Here is an 18,426-nt window from a genome sequence, read left to right on the forward strand (position 1 = left end):
AATGGCGGAATTCCGCACTATCCCGGCCCACCGGGCAGCCATGTGGCTAGGGAGTTTTCCGGAGGGCGACAGCCGCCCCGTCACCACGCGAAGCCGCTTGTCGACGCGGCGCAACGCTACGATAGTCGTCCTCATGAGGTACACGCCATCCTGTCCGGCAATGGGACAGATGAAAGCCGTGGCGAAGGCGATGATCGAGCACGGCCACGTGGATACCGATCCGGCGCTTCCGACCGACCGCGCGCCCGCCGATACCTTCACCGGCGATCCTGACGGCATTTTGCCCCCGACATGTTCGGAGACGGATCCTGACTAGATGCGGCCCCTGGCCGCGACGGAGCGAGTTAGATGCGCTTGCTGATCGTAGAAGATGATGCGGACCTCGCCCATGCGATGGTTTCGGCATTTGCGAAGCGCGACGTGCGTTGCGACCTTGCCAGGACCGCGGGCGATGCCGAGCTCCTGATCCAGACCATCAACTATGCGGCCATCGTCCTCGATCTCGGCCTCCCCGACGAGAACGGCCTTGCCCTGTTGCGGCGCCTGCGCGCCTATAAGCGCATGGAACCAATTCTCGTGCTGACCGCACGCGGCGAGGGGGAGATGCGCGTCCAGGGGCTGGATAGCGGTGCCGACGACTATATCGTCAAACCCTTCCTCTTTCCCGAACTGCATGCGCGGATCTGCGCGGTGCTCCGCCGGCAGGGCGGCTATGTCGAACATCTCCTCGCCGTGGGAGACCTGTCGCTGGATACCCGGACCCGCGAAGTGCGGGTGGGAGGCGAGCCTGCCGATTTTTCGGAACGCGAGGCCGAACTGCTCGAGCTGCTGATGCGTCGATCGGGCCATGTCCTCTCCAAGCGCGTCATCGAGGATCAGCTATTCGGCTCGGGGGACATGCTGGGCTCGAACGCAGTGGAAGTGTATATTCACCGGATCCGACGAAAACTGGACAGCGTTGCGGCACAGGTCAGGCTCAAGACCGTGCGCGGCATCGGCTACATATTGCTGAACTCGTGAAGGTTCACTTCCCCAGATCGATGTTCTGGCAGCTGTTCCTGTCTCAAGTCGTTCTCGTGCTGTTTCTGGCGGTGTTCCTGCCCATGTTGCTCGGATATCTTCTGAGCACGACTGCCGATCAGTTCGTAGCGGACAAGCTGAGGCATGAGGCTCTGATCATCGCAACGGGCAGTCCCATAAGATCGCAGGCTGGCGGCTTCACCTTCGAAGGCAGGCTCGGCGTCACCGATACCGGTGGCCTCGACTTCGAGTCCAGTTCGGGCCTGCCTCCGATCCCCCTTGCCGACCTCGAACGTGGCGACACGCCGATATTCTTCAAATATGGTCGCTATGACGTGGTGACTCTCCCGGCCCCCCGGCCCGGGCGCCAGGAATGGATCGTCGTCGCGCAGGATCGAACCTTTCCCAATCATATCGTCGACGATGTGGTCACGACCTTTCTCGAGCGTTCCGGCTGGATCGTTCCGGCCTCCCTGTTCGCCTCGCTGATCATCGGGCTTCTCATCCTGGGTCGCGTGACGGGCAGGTTTCGGCGAATGGCCCGCCAGGCCGATGCGATCGGCCTGGACCATATCGGTCGCCGTCTCGAGCCGACGAGCGTTCCCCTCGAAGCCGTTCCTCTGGTGCACGCCACCAATAACGCCCTCGACCGCCTGGAAGCCGGCTATCGTTTCCAGGGCGAGTTCATCGGCAATGTCGCTCACGAATTGCGTACGCCGCTGGCGCTCATCTCGCTGCGTCTCGAAGCGCTCGACCCTTCTCCCGAACGCGACGCCGTGCAGTTGGGCGTCGAGCGGGCCAATCGCGTGGTCCAGCAGCTGATGGACCTGGCGATCGTGGATCGCCACCATCCAAGGGTCGAGATATTCGATCCCGTGGCGCTTGCCGGCGAAGTGGTCAGCGTGATGGCGCCGCTCGCACTTCGCCGGGATCACGATATCAACTTCACGGCACCCACCGGCGTTCATGCCTGGGTAGAAGGCATAACCGGACTGGTGCAGATCGCGTTGACGAACCTGATCGACAACGCCGTTCGCCACACGCCCGCGGGCTGCACGGTTTCGGTCCGGGTCGAGCAGGACGGCAGCATGGTCGTGGCGGATGACGGCCCTGGCTTCACCGTCGAGATCGTGGCCAAGCAGATCAAGCGCTACCGAAAGGAGGGCGCCAATCGAACCGACAGCGCCGGCCTGGGACTGTCCATCGTGGAGCGGATCATGACGGCCTGCGGCGGCACGCTCGAGATCGACAATCTCGCTCCGAATGGAACGCGATGCGTCGTCAGGCTCCGGGCAGTGCCCCCTCCCCCCGACACCGTCGCCCCCGGCGGCCCGGCAAGGCCACGCAGGAAGCAGGCATGGCAATTCGCCCAGAAATCGATCGTCGTCTCCGACGCCGATCGGGATGCGGGACGAGGCGCCCCAGGCTCGATTTGAAGGCAAGGATCGGAGTGCGGCGGATCGACGCGGCCGGCAGGGCGTTCGCGATGCCGGAAAGATGCGCATATGGCTGACCTGTTCACTCCGCTGCTCGCGGAGGAGCCCGCACGCGAAACCCTTGCCGATGGTGCGATGCTCCTGCGCGGACTGGCACTGCCGTTCGCGCCGGCGCTGATCGAGGCGATCCATGGCATCGCCGCCATTTCGCCCTTCCGGCACATGGTCACGGCGGGCGGCCATGCCATGTCGGTCGCCACGACCAACTGCGGCGCGGCCGGGTGGGTCAGCGATCGGAGCGGCTATCGCTACGACGCGATCGACCCGGAAACCCGCAAGCCATGGCCGGAGATGCCCGAATGCTTCGCGGCGCTGGCGGAACTGGCGGCGATACAGGCCGGCCATGCGCAATTCCGGCCGGACGCGTGCCTGATCAATCGCTATGTGCCCGGCGCGCGCCTGTCGCTGCATCAGGACCGGAACGAGCGGGACTTCGCGCAACCGATCGTCTCGGTTTCGCTCGGGCTGCCCGCCATCTTCCGGTTCGGGGGGATCAGGCGCAGCGATCCGGTACGCAAGTTCGCCCTGCATCATGGCGACGTCGTCGTCTGGGGCGGGCCGGCGCGCCTTCGCTTCCACGGCGTGGCGGAGCTGAAGGACGGCTTCCATGACCAGTTGGGCCGGCAGCGCATCAACCTGACCTTCCGGCACGCCCGCTGAACGCGATCGAGCCCATTGTCGCAGGTTCGAGAGCAAGGACCGGAGTTCGACAAGCCTGAGCGCCCGATATCGATGCTCCCGAGGCACCACAAGGAGCGCATGCCATGACCCTGACAACCTTGGAGAATATGACGGCGCGGGTCGCCGGCCATGATTGGCCGGCCGCTGCCCGGGAGCTGGACGGCCAGGGTTCGGCGATATTGCCCGGGCTGCTCGCGCCGGGAGCGTGCCGCGCGATCGCGGCATCCTATTCCGACGAGAGCCGCTTTCGAAGCCAGGTGCACATGGCCCGGCACGGGTTTGGCAAGGGCGAGTATCGCTACTTCCGCTACCCGCTGCCCGATCTCGTCGGCGAATTGCGCGCGGCGCTATATCCGCGCCTGGCGGGCCTCGCCAATGCGTGGAACGACCGTATGGGCATCGACGTGCGATATCCCGCCGACCATGCATCCTTTCTCGAACGATGCCATGCGGCTGGCCAGCGCCGGCCGACGCCGCTCCTCCTGCAATATGGCCCCGGCGACTATAACTGCCTCCACCAGGATCTCTATGGCGCGCACGTCTTTCCGATCCAGGTGGCGATCCTGCTTTCCGAGCCGGGAGTGGATTTCACCGGGGGCGAGTTCGTGCTGACCGAGCAGCGGCCGCGCATGCAGAGCCGGGCCGAGATAGTTCCGCTGCGGCAAGGCGATGCCGTCGCATTCGCCGTCCATCATCGGCCGGTGCAAGGCACGAGGGGCACGTATCGCGTCAATCTGCGCCATGGCGTGAGCCGCGTGCGGTCCGGCACGCGCCACACCCTGGGGATCATCTTCCACGACGCGACATAGGGCCGGGGCGCCCGCCGCTCAAAGGCAGCGGGGATCCCTGACGGGCGCGTCGCCGCCGCGGGTGAGCCAGCGGCCGTCGGGCGCCCGGTACTTCTCGCCCGCTACGGTGCGGGCGATCAGGTTGCAGCCGGTGACGAACGCCATCTGCTCGACCGTCGAGCTTGCCGCCGCCTGCTGGGTATATTGGCGCTTCCGCTGGATGTTGATGTTGTTCACCATTGCCTGAAGCTCGGCCGTCGGGCTGCCGACGATGCCGAGATAGCCATCGGGCTGCTCGCCGACGAGCCCGGCCTGGCGCGCCGCCTGATAGGCGGGATCCCGCTGCGCGAAGGCAGGCGCGGCGATGGCAACCGCGAGCGCCGCGGCCAGGCTGAAGGTGGGAAGCAACTTGCGCATCAGAATATCCCCGGATGGTCCTGGATTATGGCCTTCGCCTTGTTGTCGAGACGATAGACCACTTCCTGGGTAATCGAAATGTTGAGGTTGATGACGATCGGCTTGTCGGGCGCGGTCACGTTCACGCAACCGCCCGCGAGCATCGCCGGTGCCGCTCCAAGGTACCCGATCCAGTGTGGCAACGCCTGTATCATGCTTCGAAGCTGCATATTCTTGCCTTTCATGGGACAGGGGCGCTTTCTCGGGGCTGAACGGCGGGCTTGGCGCCTTCCTGTGCACGATTCTGCTCCTCGATCAATGACGGCAGGTTGCGCTCGATGAGGCGGCGCGGATCATACCAGGACTGGATGGAGTCCAGCAGCTGGCGGAAGGGCGCGCTGATCCGCACGTTGAACACCAAGGGCAGCCGCGCCAGCCTGCGGATCAGGAAGTTCGATTTCGCGCCCTTGCCCTGGCTCACGCCCGAAAAGCCGATGTCCGTGATCATCTCCCCGGCCAGCGGGCCGTTCATCCGGATGGTGAGATCCTTGTAGTCCAGCGATTTCAGCGCCTGAAACGCCATGTTGCCCCAGAAGCCGACATCCTGCCGCGATACCTCGCCGACATAGGCGATGTGCCCGCCCGTCCGGGCGCGGAGCTCGCCGCCTTCGATCCGCCCGCCCCGCGCGTCGAAGATCATCGGCAGGGTGCCGTCGAACGTTCCGGTGGCATCCAGATTGTCGAAGGCCATCTCCTTCAGGAACAGCGCCGCGTCGGCGCCCTTCACATGGAAGGTGAGCCGCCGCTCGCCCGCCACGTCGAAATCGAGGACGGTGGGATCCAGGACGAGCTCGCCGCCCGCGAAGGGCCAGCGGGCACCTTCCACTCGCACGCGGCGGCTGTCGAGCAGCTGATAGCGCAGCACGCCGCCGCGCACCGGAACGCCCGGATTGATCTCGGCTATATTGGCTGTCTGCCCCGGCGCGCTGCGCAGGTTCAGCAGGTCGGTGAAGTCGAGCTGCGTCGTGAGCCCCTGCACCGGGCCGAAGGCCGCGGCCAGGGCGACATCGGTCGCCGTGAAATGGCCGGTGCTGGCGACCGTGTCGCCCGACCAGCCGAACCGGCCGGTCCCGGCGACGAGCCCGTCCACATCGGCGATCACGCCATAGGTCAGCGAAGTGAGATCGCTGGGCTGAAGGCCGTCCGTATGGAAGCGGATGCCGGGCACGTCGAGCAGGGCCTGTCCTTCCGCGCGGGCCAGGTCATGCGCGATCTTCACCGTCCCCACGGGCAGCTGGTGCTTGGGGCTGACGAATGCGGCTTGTGCGTCGATCTTGCCGTCGTGCAGGCGCAAGCTGCCGTTCGGCGCCGCCAGGGGCTCGAAGCGCGCCGCCGCCTCCGCGTCGGCAAGGGTGAAACTGCCCCGCAGCAAGAAGTCGCCGTTCTCGACATGCCAGCTGCCCTTGCCTTCCGAGAGCTGCAGCGGCACCGCGCCGATCTGGCCGCCGAGCGCGTCGAATTCCCCGCCCAGGCCCGAGCGGAAGCTGCCATCCAGCTGGCCGATATCGAGGCGGGTCGGCCGATCGCCCCCCAGGCGCGCCGCAGCCCTGGTGACGGTGAACCGGCTGGCGGCCAGATCGAGCTGTGCCGCTTCCGCCGCAACGCGCAAGGCACTGTCGCCCACGCTGCCCTTCAGCTCCGGCTGTGCGAGCCGAATACCGCCGGCGAGCCCGTGCGGCCCCCATCGGACCATTGCCGGCCCGAGCGGGCACAGCTTGAGGCGATCGCCGTCCAGGACGGCACCGCCCATCGCCACATGCGAAAAGCCGATCATGCTGCACTGGGGGTTCACCGCGAGCATCTGCGCATCCCAGTGCACCAGGAGTGGCATCGACAGCCCGTCGACGCGCCCGCCGCGCACCGGCCCCGACAAGGTCATGGCGGTCCGTACGTCCCCAGCCGTTCCGCGCAGGCTGAAATCGAGGCCCGAGAGTTCGAGCCGGGCGCCGTCGGCGACATAGGGCCGCACCAGGCCGGTGCCGCGCAGTTCGCGGCTCCCCGGCCGGCGGGACAGGCGGACCGCCGCATCCGGCAGTCCGCCGCCGCCGAGCGAGAGCTGCCCCGCGAGATCGAGCCCGCCATCGCGCAGGTCGAGCCCCAGCCCCGTATCCTGGCCGAAACGCAATCGCGCTCCCGAGCGCGCGGCAAGGTCCAACCGGCGCACGCGGAGCGTGGTCCGATCGGCATGCATCGCGAGCTCGAGAGCCGCGGATCCGCCAAAGGCGCGGCCGGCTTCGCCCATGGCGTGCAGGAGCCGGCGGACCAGCGGCGCGACCGGCGTTCCCTGCCCGACATTGCCATAGCCCGCGACCCGGCCGAGCAGGGACGCGGGCAATGCCGCTCCCTCCAGGGCGACCTCGCCCTGGAACGCAGCGGTTCCGCCGAATGCATAGCGGCCGGATATCGCCGCCGAACCCGCGCTGACCTGCGCGGCGGCAAGCGCGCCGGAGCGCAGCGCGACGCTGCCCTCCGTACGGGCGACATCCCCATCGAACCCGATACCGCCACGCAACCGGCGCAACTGCCCCAAGGGCGAATCCATGGCCGCGGCATCCAGGTCGGCACTGCCCTTCCAGCGTGCCAGCGATGCTTCCAGCGCCGCCCGGACCGCGACACGGAGCTGAGTCACATGGGTATCCGCGCAGGCGATCCGCGCTGCCTGGACCGGGCCGTCGAGGCGCGGTGCCCCGTGCCTGATGCCCACCTGCATCCTGGCCGCGACGCCCTCCAGGGCGCAGTCCGCGATGCGCAGGCGGGAGGCGTCGGCCCGCAGCGTGCCGGCAAAGCCGTCGGCCAGCATTCCCTTGCCGCTGAGGCCGAGCACGACCAGGCCGCCGCCGCTGTCGAGCCGGAGCTGGGCGTCGGCGACATCCACGATCAGGCGGGGCAGCGAGAATGGCTTGCCGGATGGCGGCGGCAGCAGCCGGTCCAGCGATCCCATCGAAAGCGCGCCGTTGACGATCCGGCCCCTGGCCCGGACCTTGCCCGCCTTCGCCACCAGCACCTCCGCCCGCCAGGGGTAGAGCGACGTGCGTAGCTCGATCCAGTCCGCGACGAGGTCGGGGTCGCGCGGGTCGCCGATCGACACGTTGACCAGCCGTTGCCGCCAGGGCGACAGCTGCTCGATCTCATATCGGGCGGGAACGCCGCGCCTGGCCAGTTCGCGATCGACGAAGCCGCGCGCGATCGTGCGGCGCTGCAGCCATGCCGCCCCCACCGCCACGGCCAGGAGGACCAGCAGACCGATGGCCGCACGGCGCCAACGCCATGGCGCGCGCGGAGCAGCCGCTCGCGCGCTTCCGGCGTCCGCTTCTTGGTCACTAAGGTCCACGCCCGCTCCAGCCAACAAGCGCCCATCCGGTTGCGGCGCCGCGATCTCCTAGAGTATTTTCATCCCCCAAAGGTTCCGTCAAAGGCAAGCGGCACGGGAATTCGTCGGCCACGGCCTTGCCTCTGCTCCATGCGCTATGCCGGCATCGCCGCCATGGTGGGAGGAACGTCCAGGGCCTCGCGCAGGGCGGGCTGGCGGGAGCGGCTGACGGGCAGCGGCGCTCCTTCGCTCAGATATAGCCGCCACCGATCGCCGTCGCGCTCGAGGCGTTGCGCCTGGGCCAGGTTGGCGATCGCCGAGCGGTGGATGCGCAGGAAGCTCCCCGGCAGTTGCGCCGCCAGGCCGTCGAGGCGCGCGGCATGCAGCAGGCTGCGGCCGCCGACCAGCCGCAGCTCGACATAGTCGTCGGCGCCCACCACGGCCAGAATCTCGGCGATCGGCACCAGCTCGACGCCCCGCGCCGAAGCCACGGTCAGGCGGTCCGGGCGGCTGACAGCGCGGGTAAGGGCAGCCTCGCGGCCGCGATCGTCCCGGCCGAGCCGAACGACTTCGACCATCAGCAGCGGCAGCACCAGGCCGGCCGCGAGCAGGAAATAGGAGAGATCGGCCAGCCATTCGGGAAATGCGAGGGCCAGGGCGAGGAACAGCGCCAGATAGGCCAGGGCCGGCCGCGCGCCGGGAACCCGCAGGCGCACGCCCGCCGCAGCCGGCACGACGGCAAGCGCAACCCCCAGGATCAGCGCCCAGGCCGTCTTGATGTCGAAGCCCGGAAGCAGCGCCGTGGCACCGATCACGCCGGCGGCCAGGCCGATCATCGGCGCGCGGGCCCTGGGGAAGAACCGGGTCGTGACATAGGCCACCAGCAGAAGCGCGAAACTGGCCGCCAGCACCCAGATGGCGCTCATTCGCCAGGCATGCAGGGGATAGGAATAGTCGAACAGCGTCCGCATGCTCTCGACGATCGCCTGCAAGGTGGCGACCGCGGCCATGCCGGCCAGGATCAGGCTCGATCCGGTGCGGCGCATGGCATGGATGGCGCCGAAGCCGAACGCAGCGGCCAGCAGGCTGCCGGCCGCAAGGAACGTGACGGCCAGCGGCGCGACGCGTTGCGGACGGGGATAGGGCAACACGGCCAGGGCGCTCATCGGGCGGGCGAAATGCAGGCCGCCATGAAAGGACGACAGATGCAGTACCAACTGGTTCCCGCCGGGCTGCCAGGCGCCTTCGCGGATCGGGAAGATCGCCTGGTAGCGGCCGGGGATTTCGGCCTGCGCCGTGGCGCCCGGGCGGCCGTTGATGCCCAGGTGCCGGCCGTTGAGCCAGGCCTCGGACGAGGCGACGCCCGCCACATAGAGGACGCGCGGCCGGGCGTCGGCCGGGGCGCCGAGGACGGCGCGGATCCAGAGCTCGCGGCCCTGCGGGTCGACGAAATCCTGAATCGGGTGGCAATCGCGCAGCAGCGGGCCCGCCGGACCGGCCGCGCCGCGACAGGCTTGCCACGAAATGCCCTGGGCCCGGGCCGGGATCACGAAGCCCATCAGGAGGATGGTGAGAAACAGGATTCGCCGCATGCGCCCCCTCTAGGGCGCCACTCGCCGAGATGCACCGCCATTCGCCGATGATCGGCTGTCGTTGACCGAAGCGGGGTGGCGGTCGGCACCGCGAGCGGCTCAGCCATCGGCATGACCTGCACATCGCTCAATCGCCGCGGCCTGCTCGCCGCCGCCGCCATCGCCCTTCCCGCCCTGGCGTTCGCTCGCGTCTCGGCGCAGACCGCGCCTCCGTCGCAGGCCGGCCCCTTCCGCTTCAAGGGCTGGCGCAACGCGGAGACCGATGCCGAAAGAGGCTTCTTCGAAGTACCCGAGGATCGCCGCGATCCCCGTTCGCGCAAGATCCGGCTCGGCTATGTCCGGTTCCCCTCGACGGCGGCCAGGCCGGGCCCGCCGATCATCTACCTGGCCGGAGGGCCCGGCGGCGAGGCGACCGGCGCGGCGACCGGGCCGCGCTTTCCGATCTTCATGGCCCTGCGCGCCGTGGCCGACGTCATCGCCTTCGACCAGCGGGGCACCGGCCTGTCCAGCACCATCCCGGAGCGGCCGGCCTCGACGCGTCCCGTGCCGGAATTCACCGAAGCCGGGCTGACCTCCTATTTCCGTTCGGAACTCCAGAGCGCCTGGGCCGACTGGACCAAGGCCGGCGTGGCCATGGCCGGCTACAATACCGAGCAGAGCGCCGACGATATCGACGATCTGCGACGGCATCTGGGCGCGGAGAAGATCGACCTCTGGGGCACCAGCTATGGTTCGCACCTGGCGCTCAGCGTGCTCAAGCGGCATGGCGACAGAGTGAACCGCGTGGCTCTGTCCAGCCTGGAGGGCCAGGACCAGACGGTGAAGCGGCCGGCACGGATCGATGCCTATCTGCGCCAGGTGGACGCGCTGCTCGGCACCGACCCGGCCGCCCGTGCAGCGGTGCCGGACCTGCCGGCCCTGATGCGCCGCGTGCATGCCCGGATGGAAGCGCAGCCGGCCTTGACCGCGGTCACGCTGAACGGCGCGCCGGCCGAGATCCGGATGGGCGGCTTCGGCGTGCAGATGCTGGCGAGCGGGCTGATCGCCAATCCCCGCACCCTCGCCATGCTGCCGGGCCTCTATCTGGCACTGGATGCCGGCAAGACCGGGGCGCTGACGCCGTTCCTGGGCGACGTGGCCGGCCTGCTGAACCTGCGGGGAATGCCCGAGGCCATGGATCTGGCGTCCGGAATATCGCCGCGCCGGCTGGCCCTGATCCGGCGCGAGGCGCGGGCCGCCGTGCTGGGCGAGGCGCTGAACTTCCCCATGCCGCAGCTGCTGGGCGCCATCCCGGGCGTCGACCTGGGCGACGGCTTCCGCGCCGCGATCCGCATCGACCACCCCGCCCTGCTGATTGCCGGATCGCTGGACGGCCGCACGCCGCTGGCCGAGCAGGACGAAGTGGCGGCGCAGTTCCGGCGCAAGTCCCGGCTCGTCGTCGAGAATGCCGGCCACAACGTCTTCGAGGCGCATCCCGAGGTGCAGCCCCTGCTGGTGCGCTTCTTCCGCGGCGAGGCCGTGGCCGACACCCGGCTGACGCTGCCGCCGCCGAAGTTCCAGGTGGCGTGATCGGGCGGGGTGCCGCGCGGCCGGCACCCCGTCTCCGGACGGCGCGTCAGAAATTGTATCTGAGCGTCGCCCGCGCATTTCTCGGCTCGCCATAGACGAAGCCGGGGAACCAGCTGTTGCCGCTGTAGAAGGTCCGGTCGAACAGATTGTCGACGTTGAGCTGGAGCGACAGCTGCCTGGTCATCTCGTAGCGGGCCATGAGATTGACGATGGCATAGGCGGGCTGGCCGATCGGCTCCACGATGCCGGTGCCCGGATTCTGCGCGGTCACCGGCGGCCGGCTCTCCCATTTGAGCGCTCCGCCCAGGCTCAGCCCGTCGAGCGCGCCGGCAAGGGCGTATTTGGTCGCCAGGTTGAACGCCCGGCGCGGCTGGTGCGCAAGCACGTCGACGCCCTGGGCGTCCTTTGCGCTATAGTCGCTCCAGCCCAGGCTGAGGTCCCATTGCCGGGTGACCTTGCCGACGACTTCGAGCTCATATCCCTTGGCGACGGTCCCCGTCGCCCCGCGATAGGCCGGGTTGGACGTACCGGGCACGAACTGCCCCGGATCCGGAACGGCGAGATTGTCCTGCTCGATGCGGTACACGGCCGCCGTCGCCAGGAGCTTGCCGCCCAGCAGCAGCGCCTTCAGGCCGGCCTCGTAATTCTTGCCTTCCAGCGGATTGAGCAGGCGCCCGTTGCGGTCGCGGACATTGCCCTGCGGCTTGAAGATCTTGGTATAGCTCGCATAGGCGGATAGGTTGTGGGTGATGTCGAGGACCAGCCCCGCATAGGGCGTGAGCACGCCCTTGTAGGTCAGCCGGTAGGCCGGGCTCGTCCCCGCGGCCTCCTCGTTGCGCCGGAAATAGCTCAGCCGCCCGCCGCCGATGAGCTTGAGCGGGCCGACCAGGCCGATCCGCGTCGTGGCGAAAAGCGCGGCCTGGGTCGTGGAACCGCGGCTGGACACATAGCGCGGCCCCCAGGCCGGCTGGGCGAGCGTCCCGTCCCAATGGTTGAAATCGGCGATCGGATCCATCGCGACGGGATCTCGGTTGGACCATCCGTCGGTGAGGCGATTCACCATCGCGCCGACGGCCAGGTCGTGCTCGCCGCCAAGCAGCGAAAACGGGCCGCTGGCCTGGATGCTGCCGTTCCATTGCTCGGGATCGGCCTTGAACCAATAGGCCGAGGTGGCCATGCCGGCACCGGTCACCCGGTTAGGCATGCCATCGAGCCACAGCAACCGCGATTCCTCCAGCCCCTTGTGGTAGCCGAGGTCGCCGCGAATGCTCCATTTCCCGCCAAGGTCGTGCGTGAGGGTGGCGAAGCCCGAAATCTCCGTGGTGTTCCAGAAGCCCCAGTCGGTGCCGGTGGTCTTGGAGCGCGGCCAGCGCGTCCGCGTGCCGTCGGTATACCAATAGGGAAGCTGCGCCCACATCACGCCGTCGCGGTCGTCGCGCTGATAGCTGGCGCCGACCGACAGCTTCGTGCGCGGACCGAGATCGGCGTCGACCACCCCATAGAGGACGAGGCCCTTCTTCTCCTCGCGATCGACGAAGCCGTCCTGCCGATAGGCCTGGGCGACGGCGCGCACGCGCACCGTTCCGGCGGCATCGAGCGGCGACTGCACGTCCACGGTTCCGGCGAAGCGGTTCCATGATGCCGCTTCGAGGCTGACCTGACCGGAGAAGGCGTCGGCATCGGCGTGCTTGCGGATCAGGTTGACGACCGCGGAAGGATCCCCTGCCCCATGCATCAGGCCCGCTGCGCCGCGCACCAGGTCCACGCGCTGGTAAATCGCGGTGCTCGTCTCGCCGAAGCCGACATTGCCGTTGGCGAACGGCGCACCGTCGAGCTGGAAGTTCTGGACCTCGAAGCCCCGCGCGGAGATCGCGCTGCGGCCGCGATCGATGTCCTTCTTGGAAATGCCCACGGCGAAATCGAGCGCGTCGTTGATCGAGATCAGCGCCTGGTCGTCGATCTGCTGCCGGGTGATGACGCTGATCGTCTGCGGCGTCTCGATCGGCGTGAGGTGCAGCCCGGTAGCGGTGGTAGGCTGGTCGCTCCGGCCATAGCCCGTGACGACGATGCCCTCGCCGGTCTCTTCCTCCGCCGCGGTGCCCTGCTGCGGGGCGTGCTGGGCGTGGAGCGACGCCGGCATGAGCATTGCGGCAGAGCCGGCCAGCAGCAAATGAAACGAACGGCGCATCATCGTCCCCCTTCTTGTCTTTCGCCGCGCCTCATCCTTCCCTCCGTCCCGGATGCAGCCGCGATCGCTCCCGCCGGAATGGAGCCGTCGCCCTGGGGCGGATCGGCAGATCCGGGAGATGGAGCGAGCGTGAACCGTTCGCGAAGACGGAAGCGATGATTCGCGTTCCCGATGCGCGCCACTAATGCGATTAATTAGCAATTGCAAATCTGCAAATGCCGGAGCGAGGCCTCCGCGTTACCGGGTGCCGCAGGGCCGCGCGCCGGCCGACCTCAAAGCCACACCGCCCGCAGCCGAGCCATGAAGCCCTCGTCCCAGGTGGGGGAAAAGGCATTGGTGGCGAAGGCGAAGCCGCAGGACCCGCCCGGATCGAGCGCAAGATAGGCGAAGCAGCTGCCCGTGGAGCCGGCATGCCATAACAGCAGCCGCCCATCCGTCGGCCGCTCGACGCACCATCCGAGCGCATAGTTCCAGTCGACCCCCGGCTCGGGGCCGCAGCCGACCGGGCGATAGAGCGTTCCCAGCACCCCCGCCTGCACGGCCGGATCGGCAAGCAGGCGCAGATGCGCCGCACCGTACCGCGCGAGATCGACGATCCGCCCATGGACGTCGCCGGACGGACGGACGATATCCAGATCGTCGACGGCCCGCTTGCCCGGCTTCAGCGCCACCCATTTTTCGCCCCATAGCGCGTGCCGGTGCTCGACCGGCTGCGAACCGTCCTGCGGGGGCCGGTCGAATCCCGCGCCATGCAATTCGAGCGGATCCAGCACATATCTGCGCATCAGGGTGCGATAATCCTCGCCGGTCGCGGCCATGGCGATCGCTCCGGCCAGACCATAGCCGAGATTGGAATATTGGAAATCGCCGTCGCGCTGCGGCCGCGATGCGCGCAGCGCGTTGCCGAGCAGCCGGGCGGACGTCCGCCCGGGATCGCCGCCGAGAAGCAGATATCGCACCAGTCCCGGCCGCGACGGATCGGCGGGCAGGCCGGCACGATGCGCGAGGAGGTCCAGCAGCGTGACGTCCTGGAGCGCACCGGCCCGCGCATCGGGCATTGCGGCCAGGCCCTCGCCCACCGTCATGTCCCAGCGCAGCACGCCCGCCTCGACCAGACGCGCGATCATCAGGCTGGTCATGGATTTGCCGATCGAACCATAATGCCAAAGGTCCTCGATCGTCGCGGCCGTCCCGCCGAGCTGACGGATGCCGCGCACCGCGGTGACGACTTCGCCACCCGCATCGAAAGCGGCGCACGCCGCCGCGGGCAAATCAAAGGCATCGCGGAACAGATCCAGCCTCGCCATCATCGGCTGCGACGATGCGGGGGCCGGCTGGGAGGACGATAACATGGCAGCTTTCCTGATCGTGAAGGCGATCCGCCGGAACGGTCGCGCGGCGAGTCGCCGCCTCTCAGGATGGTCATCCTTCATTGCGTGGAGAATGCGTGGAGCCTCTGCGAAGCGAATGCGAAGGCGCGACCGCGCGCCGCCCTCCCCTCTCCGAGGATCCATCGCGCGCGCGAGGCACAACCCGTCCGCGGCCTCGATCCGCCGGACGGATTGCCAGCCGGCACGAAGGTCCGCGCCTGCACAAGGTCTCCACACCCTCTAGCCGCGGCCTGCACGATCGCCCGGCACCGCCCCCATGCTCTCACGGAGAACGCGCAATGAAGGCGAGACTGCAGGTTGGAACGATCGGGTCGTCACCGTGGTGACGCGGGGCGGGTCGCCGCCGCTCCGATCGATCGCGCATGGAGCGGCGGGCGGACCGGGATCGCTATCGATGCGGGCCAGCGGCCTTCCCGCTTGGCGCAACCGGCGCTATCGGACGGGACGGCCGCGACGATCTGCGGCTGGTTGCCGGCACGCGGATGCGGTTCCGAGGGGCGGCGTCCGCAACCGGCCACCGCCTCCATCATTTCTCCACATGATCTTCACGCGCCCCGAATAACCAGGTCACAGGATGGCGGACATCCTTCATTAGGCAGAATATCGTGGAAAATGCCCTGATCCTCATCGTCGAGGACGAACCCCAGATTGCCCGTATCCTGTGTTCCTACCTGGAGCGCGAGGGATACCGGACCGTGACCGCCCAGGACGGAGAGGTCGCGCTGATCCATCACCAGTCGCTGAAGCCCGATCTCGTCCTGCTCGACGTTGGCCTGCCGAAACGGGACGGCTTTTCGGTGCTGGCCGATCTCCGCGCGCGCGGCATGACTCCGGTCATCATGACGACTGCGCGGGCGGAGGACCTCGACAAGCTTTCCGCGCTGCGGATCGGTGCCGACGACTATGTCGTGAAACCGTTCAATCCGCTTGAGGTGGTCGCGCGGGTAAAGGCCGTGCTGCGCCGCTCGGCCGGTGCGGGCGCCGATCAATCGCTGATCCGGTTCGGCGCGCTGCAGCTCGATACCTTGAGCTATACCGCGGCGGTATTGAACGATGCGGCCACGATCCCGCTCGACCTGACGCTGACCGAGTATCGGTTGCTCTCGCACATGCTCCGGGCGCCGCGCCGCGTGTTCGACCGCGCCGAGCTGGTCGATGCCTGCCTGCCCGAGGGGAATGCGCTCGAACGGACCGTGGACAGCCATATCAGCAACCTTCGCCGCAAGCTCGACCGGGCCGGCATGACCGGTCTCTGCGTCGTGGTGCGCGGCGTCGGCTATCGGCTGGCGGCATCATGATCGCCGCGTTGCGCGCCCGCCTGCGCCGCCGCTGGCCCATCGCGCGCCAGCTGGCGACGGCGCTGGTCGTGATCGTCATCACCAATTGCGTGCTGATCTTCGTGGCGATGACGCTATGGACCAGCAACGAAGAGCGCCTGATCAAGGAGAACGCATCGCCTGCCGCCCAGCGCGCCCTCGCCGCGCTGGAGGCCGGCCGGGTGCCCGATTTCAACGGAATCGACAAGGTCATCAAGGAGCTGGACGAGCTGACGGACACGGTCAATCAACGCGGCAATACCGCGCTGCTGATCTGCCTGCTGTTCGTCGCGATATGCGATTTCGTCCTCGGCAGCATCTTCCTGGCCAAGCTGGCACGCGCCCTGAACGACGTCGCGTTCAGCGCCCGGCGCCTGGCCGATGGCGACCTGTCGGCGCGGGCGCCGCTGGTGCGCTGGGCCTCGGTGGAGGAAGCGCAGCTCATCGACGACTTCAACGCCATGGCGCAATCGCTGCAGCGCGCGGAGCGGGAGCTCGCGGAAAGCACGGCTGCGATCGCCCATGAATTGCGCACACCGCTCACCATCCTGCGCGGGCGCATCCAGGGGACCATCGACGGGATATTCGCGCGCGAAGAGGAAGAGATGCGGTCGCTGCTGCTGCAGGTGGAAGGGCTGGGGCAGCTGGTGGACGATCTCCAGACGATCAACCTGGCCAAATCGGACCGCATGATCCTGAATCCCGACCATATCGACCTCGCCCTGGAGGTGGAGCGGGTCATCGCCCTGATCCGGCCCGATCTGGAGGCGGCGGGATTGGAGCCGGTGCTTCTCCTTCGGCCGACCGCTGTCGTCGCCGACGCCGCCCGGATCCGCCAGATGATCGGAGCGGTCCTTTCGAATGCGCAGCGCTATGCCGCCGGAAGCGGTCCGCTACGCATCAGCACCGCACGGCATGGCGGCTGGGCAGTGCTCGAGATCGTCGATCACGGGCCCGGGCTGCCGGAGGAGGCCATGGACAAGGCCTTCGACCGGTTCTGGCGCGCCGAAACATCGCGCGCGCGGCACAGCGGGGGCAGCGGCCTCGGCCTTTCGGTCGTTCGCGCCATTGCCGAGGCGCATGATGGAACCGCGACATTGGCGAACCATGATGGCGGCGGCGCGATCTTCACCTTGCGCCTGCCGGCAGGCATCGCGCCCGATACGGCCTGATCCGCAGGCGCTGGCCTCCTTGGGCAGAGGCTCGCGGAAAGCCGCCCCATGTTGCCGAAATCGAGTATCGCGACAATTCGTACAAATAATCGTACAATTTTCTCAAAACCGCAGCATTCGCGGCCTAGATCAGCGCATGGACGGGGCGATGCGGGGTTTCATGATCGCATGAAGAGATCGGCCACAGAACGCCGTGTGGATCATGGTGCAAAGTCGTGAGCGAAGGAGAGCGTAGCCGTGCGGTGGCACTTTCACTGATGCGAATGGCATTGGCGCTGCTCGATCGGTACGGCGATCCCGTCGCAGCCGCGCGATTGCAATATGCGATCGACACGGAAGAGGAAGTGCCGGACCACGCACCTTCCGCGGATCGAAACACTTGACCAACTTCCGGGCGGCACCGCCGGATATTGCGGCAGGCGCTTGGCAGGGAGACCCGCCCTTGCCTCATCTTCGCTGCAACATCTCCTGATCATGGTGCTCGTCGCGGCCTCTCTCTTCTGCGGCCTTCTGGCCGGCCTCACGATATTCCAGCTCTGCCTCATCGCCGGCGTGCCGATGGGTCGCTTCGCCTGGGGCGGGCAGTATCGGATACTCCCCGCGCGCCTTAGATTCGGCAGCGGGATGGCGATCCTAATCTATGGGCCGCTTGCACTCGTCATCCTCGACAGAGCCGGTCTGATCGCAATTCTGCCCAGCGCCTGGTCGGCTGGCTTCGCCTGGGCGACAGTCTTCTATCTCGCGCTCGCGCTGGCGCTGAACCGGATCTCGCCGAGCCGCGCCGAACGCCGGCTCATGACGCCCGTCGCCGCGCTTCTCCTCTGTTGCGGGCTGGTCGTGGCGGTGGGGCCTTTGGCAACCTGAGACGGCGACACGAGGCAGCGCTCCCGGCCCGGCGGCTTGACCCAGGCTTCGTGCGGCCAGCCTCCACAATGGAGGAAACCACGAGCCTACTCGTTTCATCACCCCGTCAAGTATAGCCCCACTCTCGACGAGGCTCACTCGATCGAATGCCGCGGTGACAACATGGAGCGGACAAACTCCCCGTATCGACCTGGGCAACGAGGATGCCAGTACTCCTTCCGACGGCGCTCGACATAATCACGACCCTGCCATGGCCATGATCCCTGCCCATGGAAATTCGTTACTTTCCGAGGAATCGTTATGGAGTCGCGCTCTATTTTACACCTCTCCTACGGTAGAATTCTTCAAATATATCACGAGTCGCCATCTTCAACATTATAACATCTATCTCAAATCGTGGATGAATCCGTCGCGTCAGCGCGCTGCCTTCATTTTTTTGAACGCATTAAATCTCTGGATTCAAAAAGATTTCATCGATGTCGATGAACAACACACCACAATGAACACAATAGCATTTTTACAAAAAATTGATTCTGATAGATTTGCGGCGACAATTTTAATCACGATCAAATCTCCGTGAGAG

At 67.4% G+C, this 18,426-nt stretch carries 16 protein-coding genes; 10 read left to right on the top strand and 6 right to left on the bottom strand.

Annotation, left to right across the window (positions count from 1 at the left end; translation table 11 throughout):
- Positions 1–169 precede the first annotated feature (169 nt).
- The 5 genes from BGP17_RS16815 to BGP17_RS16835 all read left to right on the top strand — a co-directional run bounded on the left by BGP17_RS16815 (position 170) and on the right by BGP17_RS16835 (position 4,006).
- Positions 170–316: a hypothetical protein gene (locus BGP17_RS16815; protein WP_167298465.1), complete on the top strand. Its 147-nt coding sequence runs from the start codon at positions 170–172 to the stop codon at positions 314–316.
- Between the two features lie 32 nt (positions 317–348).
- The gene (locus BGP17_RS16820) at positions 349–1,020 is read left to right on the top strand and encodes a response regulator (RefSeq protein ID WP_167298464.1); all 672 of its coding nucleotides are present in this window, start codon (positions 349–351) and stop codon (positions 1,018–1,020) included.
- Between the two features lie 20 nt (positions 1,021–1,040).
- Complete coding sequence (locus BGP17_RS16825) at positions 1,041–2,456, top strand: sensor histidine kinase (RefSeq protein ID WP_286712819.1); 1,416 nt, start codon at positions 1,041–1,043, stop codon at positions 2,454–2,456.
- A 69-nt stretch (positions 2,457–2,525) separates the two neighbouring features.
- On the top strand, positions 2,526–3,176 hold the full coding sequence (gene alkB, locus BGP17_RS16830) for a DNA oxidative demethylase AlkB (RefSeq protein WP_286712820.1): 651 nt from the start codon (positions 2,526–2,528) through the stop codon (positions 3,174–3,176).
- Positions 3,177–3,304: 128 nt separating this feature from the next.
- The gene (locus BGP17_RS16835; RefSeq protein ID WP_286713019.1) at positions 3,305–4,006 is read left to right on the top strand and encodes a 2OG-Fe(II) oxygenase; all 702 of its coding nucleotides are present in this window, start codon (positions 3,305–3,307) and stop codon (positions 4,004–4,006) included.
- An 18-nt stretch (positions 4,007–4,024) separates the two neighbouring features.
- On the opposite strand, the gene BGP17_RS16840 is transcribed toward BGP17_RS16835, so the two are convergent.
- From BGP17_RS16840 to BGP17_RS16855, 4 genes are all read right to left on the bottom strand, one after another.
- On the bottom strand, positions 4,025–4,402 hold the full coding sequence (locus BGP17_RS16840) for a YdbL family probable chaperone protein (RefSeq protein WP_286712821.1): 378 nt from the start codon (positions 4,400–4,402) through the stop codon (positions 4,025–4,027).
- Positions 4,402–4,596 (bottom strand): YnbE family lipoprotein, encoded by a 195-nt coding sequence (locus BGP17_RS16845; RefSeq protein WP_167299375.1) that lies wholly within the window; start codon positions 4,594–4,596, stop codon positions 4,402–4,404. Before BGP17_RS16845 ends, BGP17_RS16840 begins: the two co-directional genes overlap by 1 nt.
- 26 nt (positions 4,597–4,622) lie before the next feature.
- Complete coding sequence (locus BGP17_RS16850) at positions 4,623–7,772, bottom strand: intermembrane phospholipid transport YdbH family protein (protein WP_286712822.1); 3,150 nt, start codon at positions 7,770–7,772, stop codon at positions 4,623–4,625.
- Between the two features lie 134 nt (positions 7,773–7,906).
- Positions 7,907–9,343: a LytTR family DNA-binding domain-containing protein gene (locus BGP17_RS16855; protein ID WP_286712823.1), complete on the bottom strand. Its 1,437-nt coding sequence runs from the start codon at positions 9,341–9,343 to the stop codon at positions 7,907–7,909.
- Positions 9,344–9,454: 111 nt separating this feature from the next.
- Between BGP17_RS16855 and BGP17_RS16860 the strand changes: the two genes are divergently transcribed.
- The gene (locus tag BGP17_RS16860; protein WP_286712824.1) at positions 9,455–10,912 is read left to right on the top strand and encodes an alpha/beta hydrolase; all 1,458 of its coding nucleotides are present in this window, start codon (positions 9,455–9,457) and stop codon (positions 10,910–10,912) included.
- A gap of 46 nt (positions 10,913–10,958) precedes the next feature.
- On the opposite strand, the gene BGP17_RS16865 is transcribed toward BGP17_RS16860, so the two are convergent.
- Positions 10,959–13,100 (bottom strand): TonB-dependent siderophore receptor, encoded by a 2,142-nt coding sequence (locus tag BGP17_RS16865; RefSeq protein ID WP_286712825.1) that lies wholly within the window; start codon positions 13,098–13,100, stop codon positions 10,959–10,961.
- Positions 13,101–13,372: 272 nt separating this feature from the next.
- Positions 13,373–14,452, bottom strand: coding sequence for a serine hydrolase domain-containing protein (locus BGP17_RS16870; protein ID WP_286712826.1), 1,080 nt, complete (start codon positions 14,450–14,452; stop codon positions 13,373–13,375).
- A gap of 644 nt (positions 14,453–15,096) precedes the next feature.
- On the opposite strand from BGP17_RS16870, the gene BGP17_RS16875 reads away from it, so the two are divergent.
- The 4 genes from BGP17_RS16875 to BGP17_RS16890 all read left to right on the top strand — a co-directional run bounded on the left by BGP17_RS16875 (position 15,097) and on the right by BGP17_RS16890 (position 18,423).
- The gene (locus BGP17_RS16875) at positions 15,097–15,789 is read left to right on the top strand and encodes a response regulator (protein WP_167298454.1); all 693 of its coding nucleotides are present in this window, start codon (positions 15,097–15,099) and stop codon (positions 15,787–15,789) included.
- Positions 15,786–16,979: an ATP-binding protein gene (locus BGP17_RS16880; RefSeq protein WP_167298453.1), complete on the top strand. Its 1,194-nt coding sequence runs from the start codon at positions 15,786–15,788 to the stop codon at positions 16,977–16,979. Before BGP17_RS16875 ends, BGP17_RS16880 begins: the two co-directional genes overlap by 4 nt.
- 474 nt (positions 16,980–17,453) lie before the next feature.
- Complete coding sequence (locus tag BGP17_RS16885) at positions 17,454–17,843, top strand: hypothetical protein (RefSeq protein WP_286712827.1); 390 nt, start codon at positions 17,454–17,456, stop codon at positions 17,841–17,843.
- Positions 17,844–17,997: 154 nt separating this feature from the next.
- Positions 17,998–18,423 (top strand): hypothetical protein, encoded by a 426-nt coding sequence (locus BGP17_RS16890; RefSeq protein WP_286712828.1) that lies wholly within the window; start codon positions 17,998–18,000, stop codon positions 18,421–18,423.
- Positions 18,424–18,426: the final 3 nt, after the last annotated feature.

This window comes from Sphingomonas sp. 67-41, assembly GCF_001899725.1.
Taxonomy (GTDB): domain Bacteria; phylum Pseudomonadota; class Alphaproteobacteria; order Sphingomonadales; family Sphingomonadaceae; genus Sphingomonas; species Sphingomonas leidyi.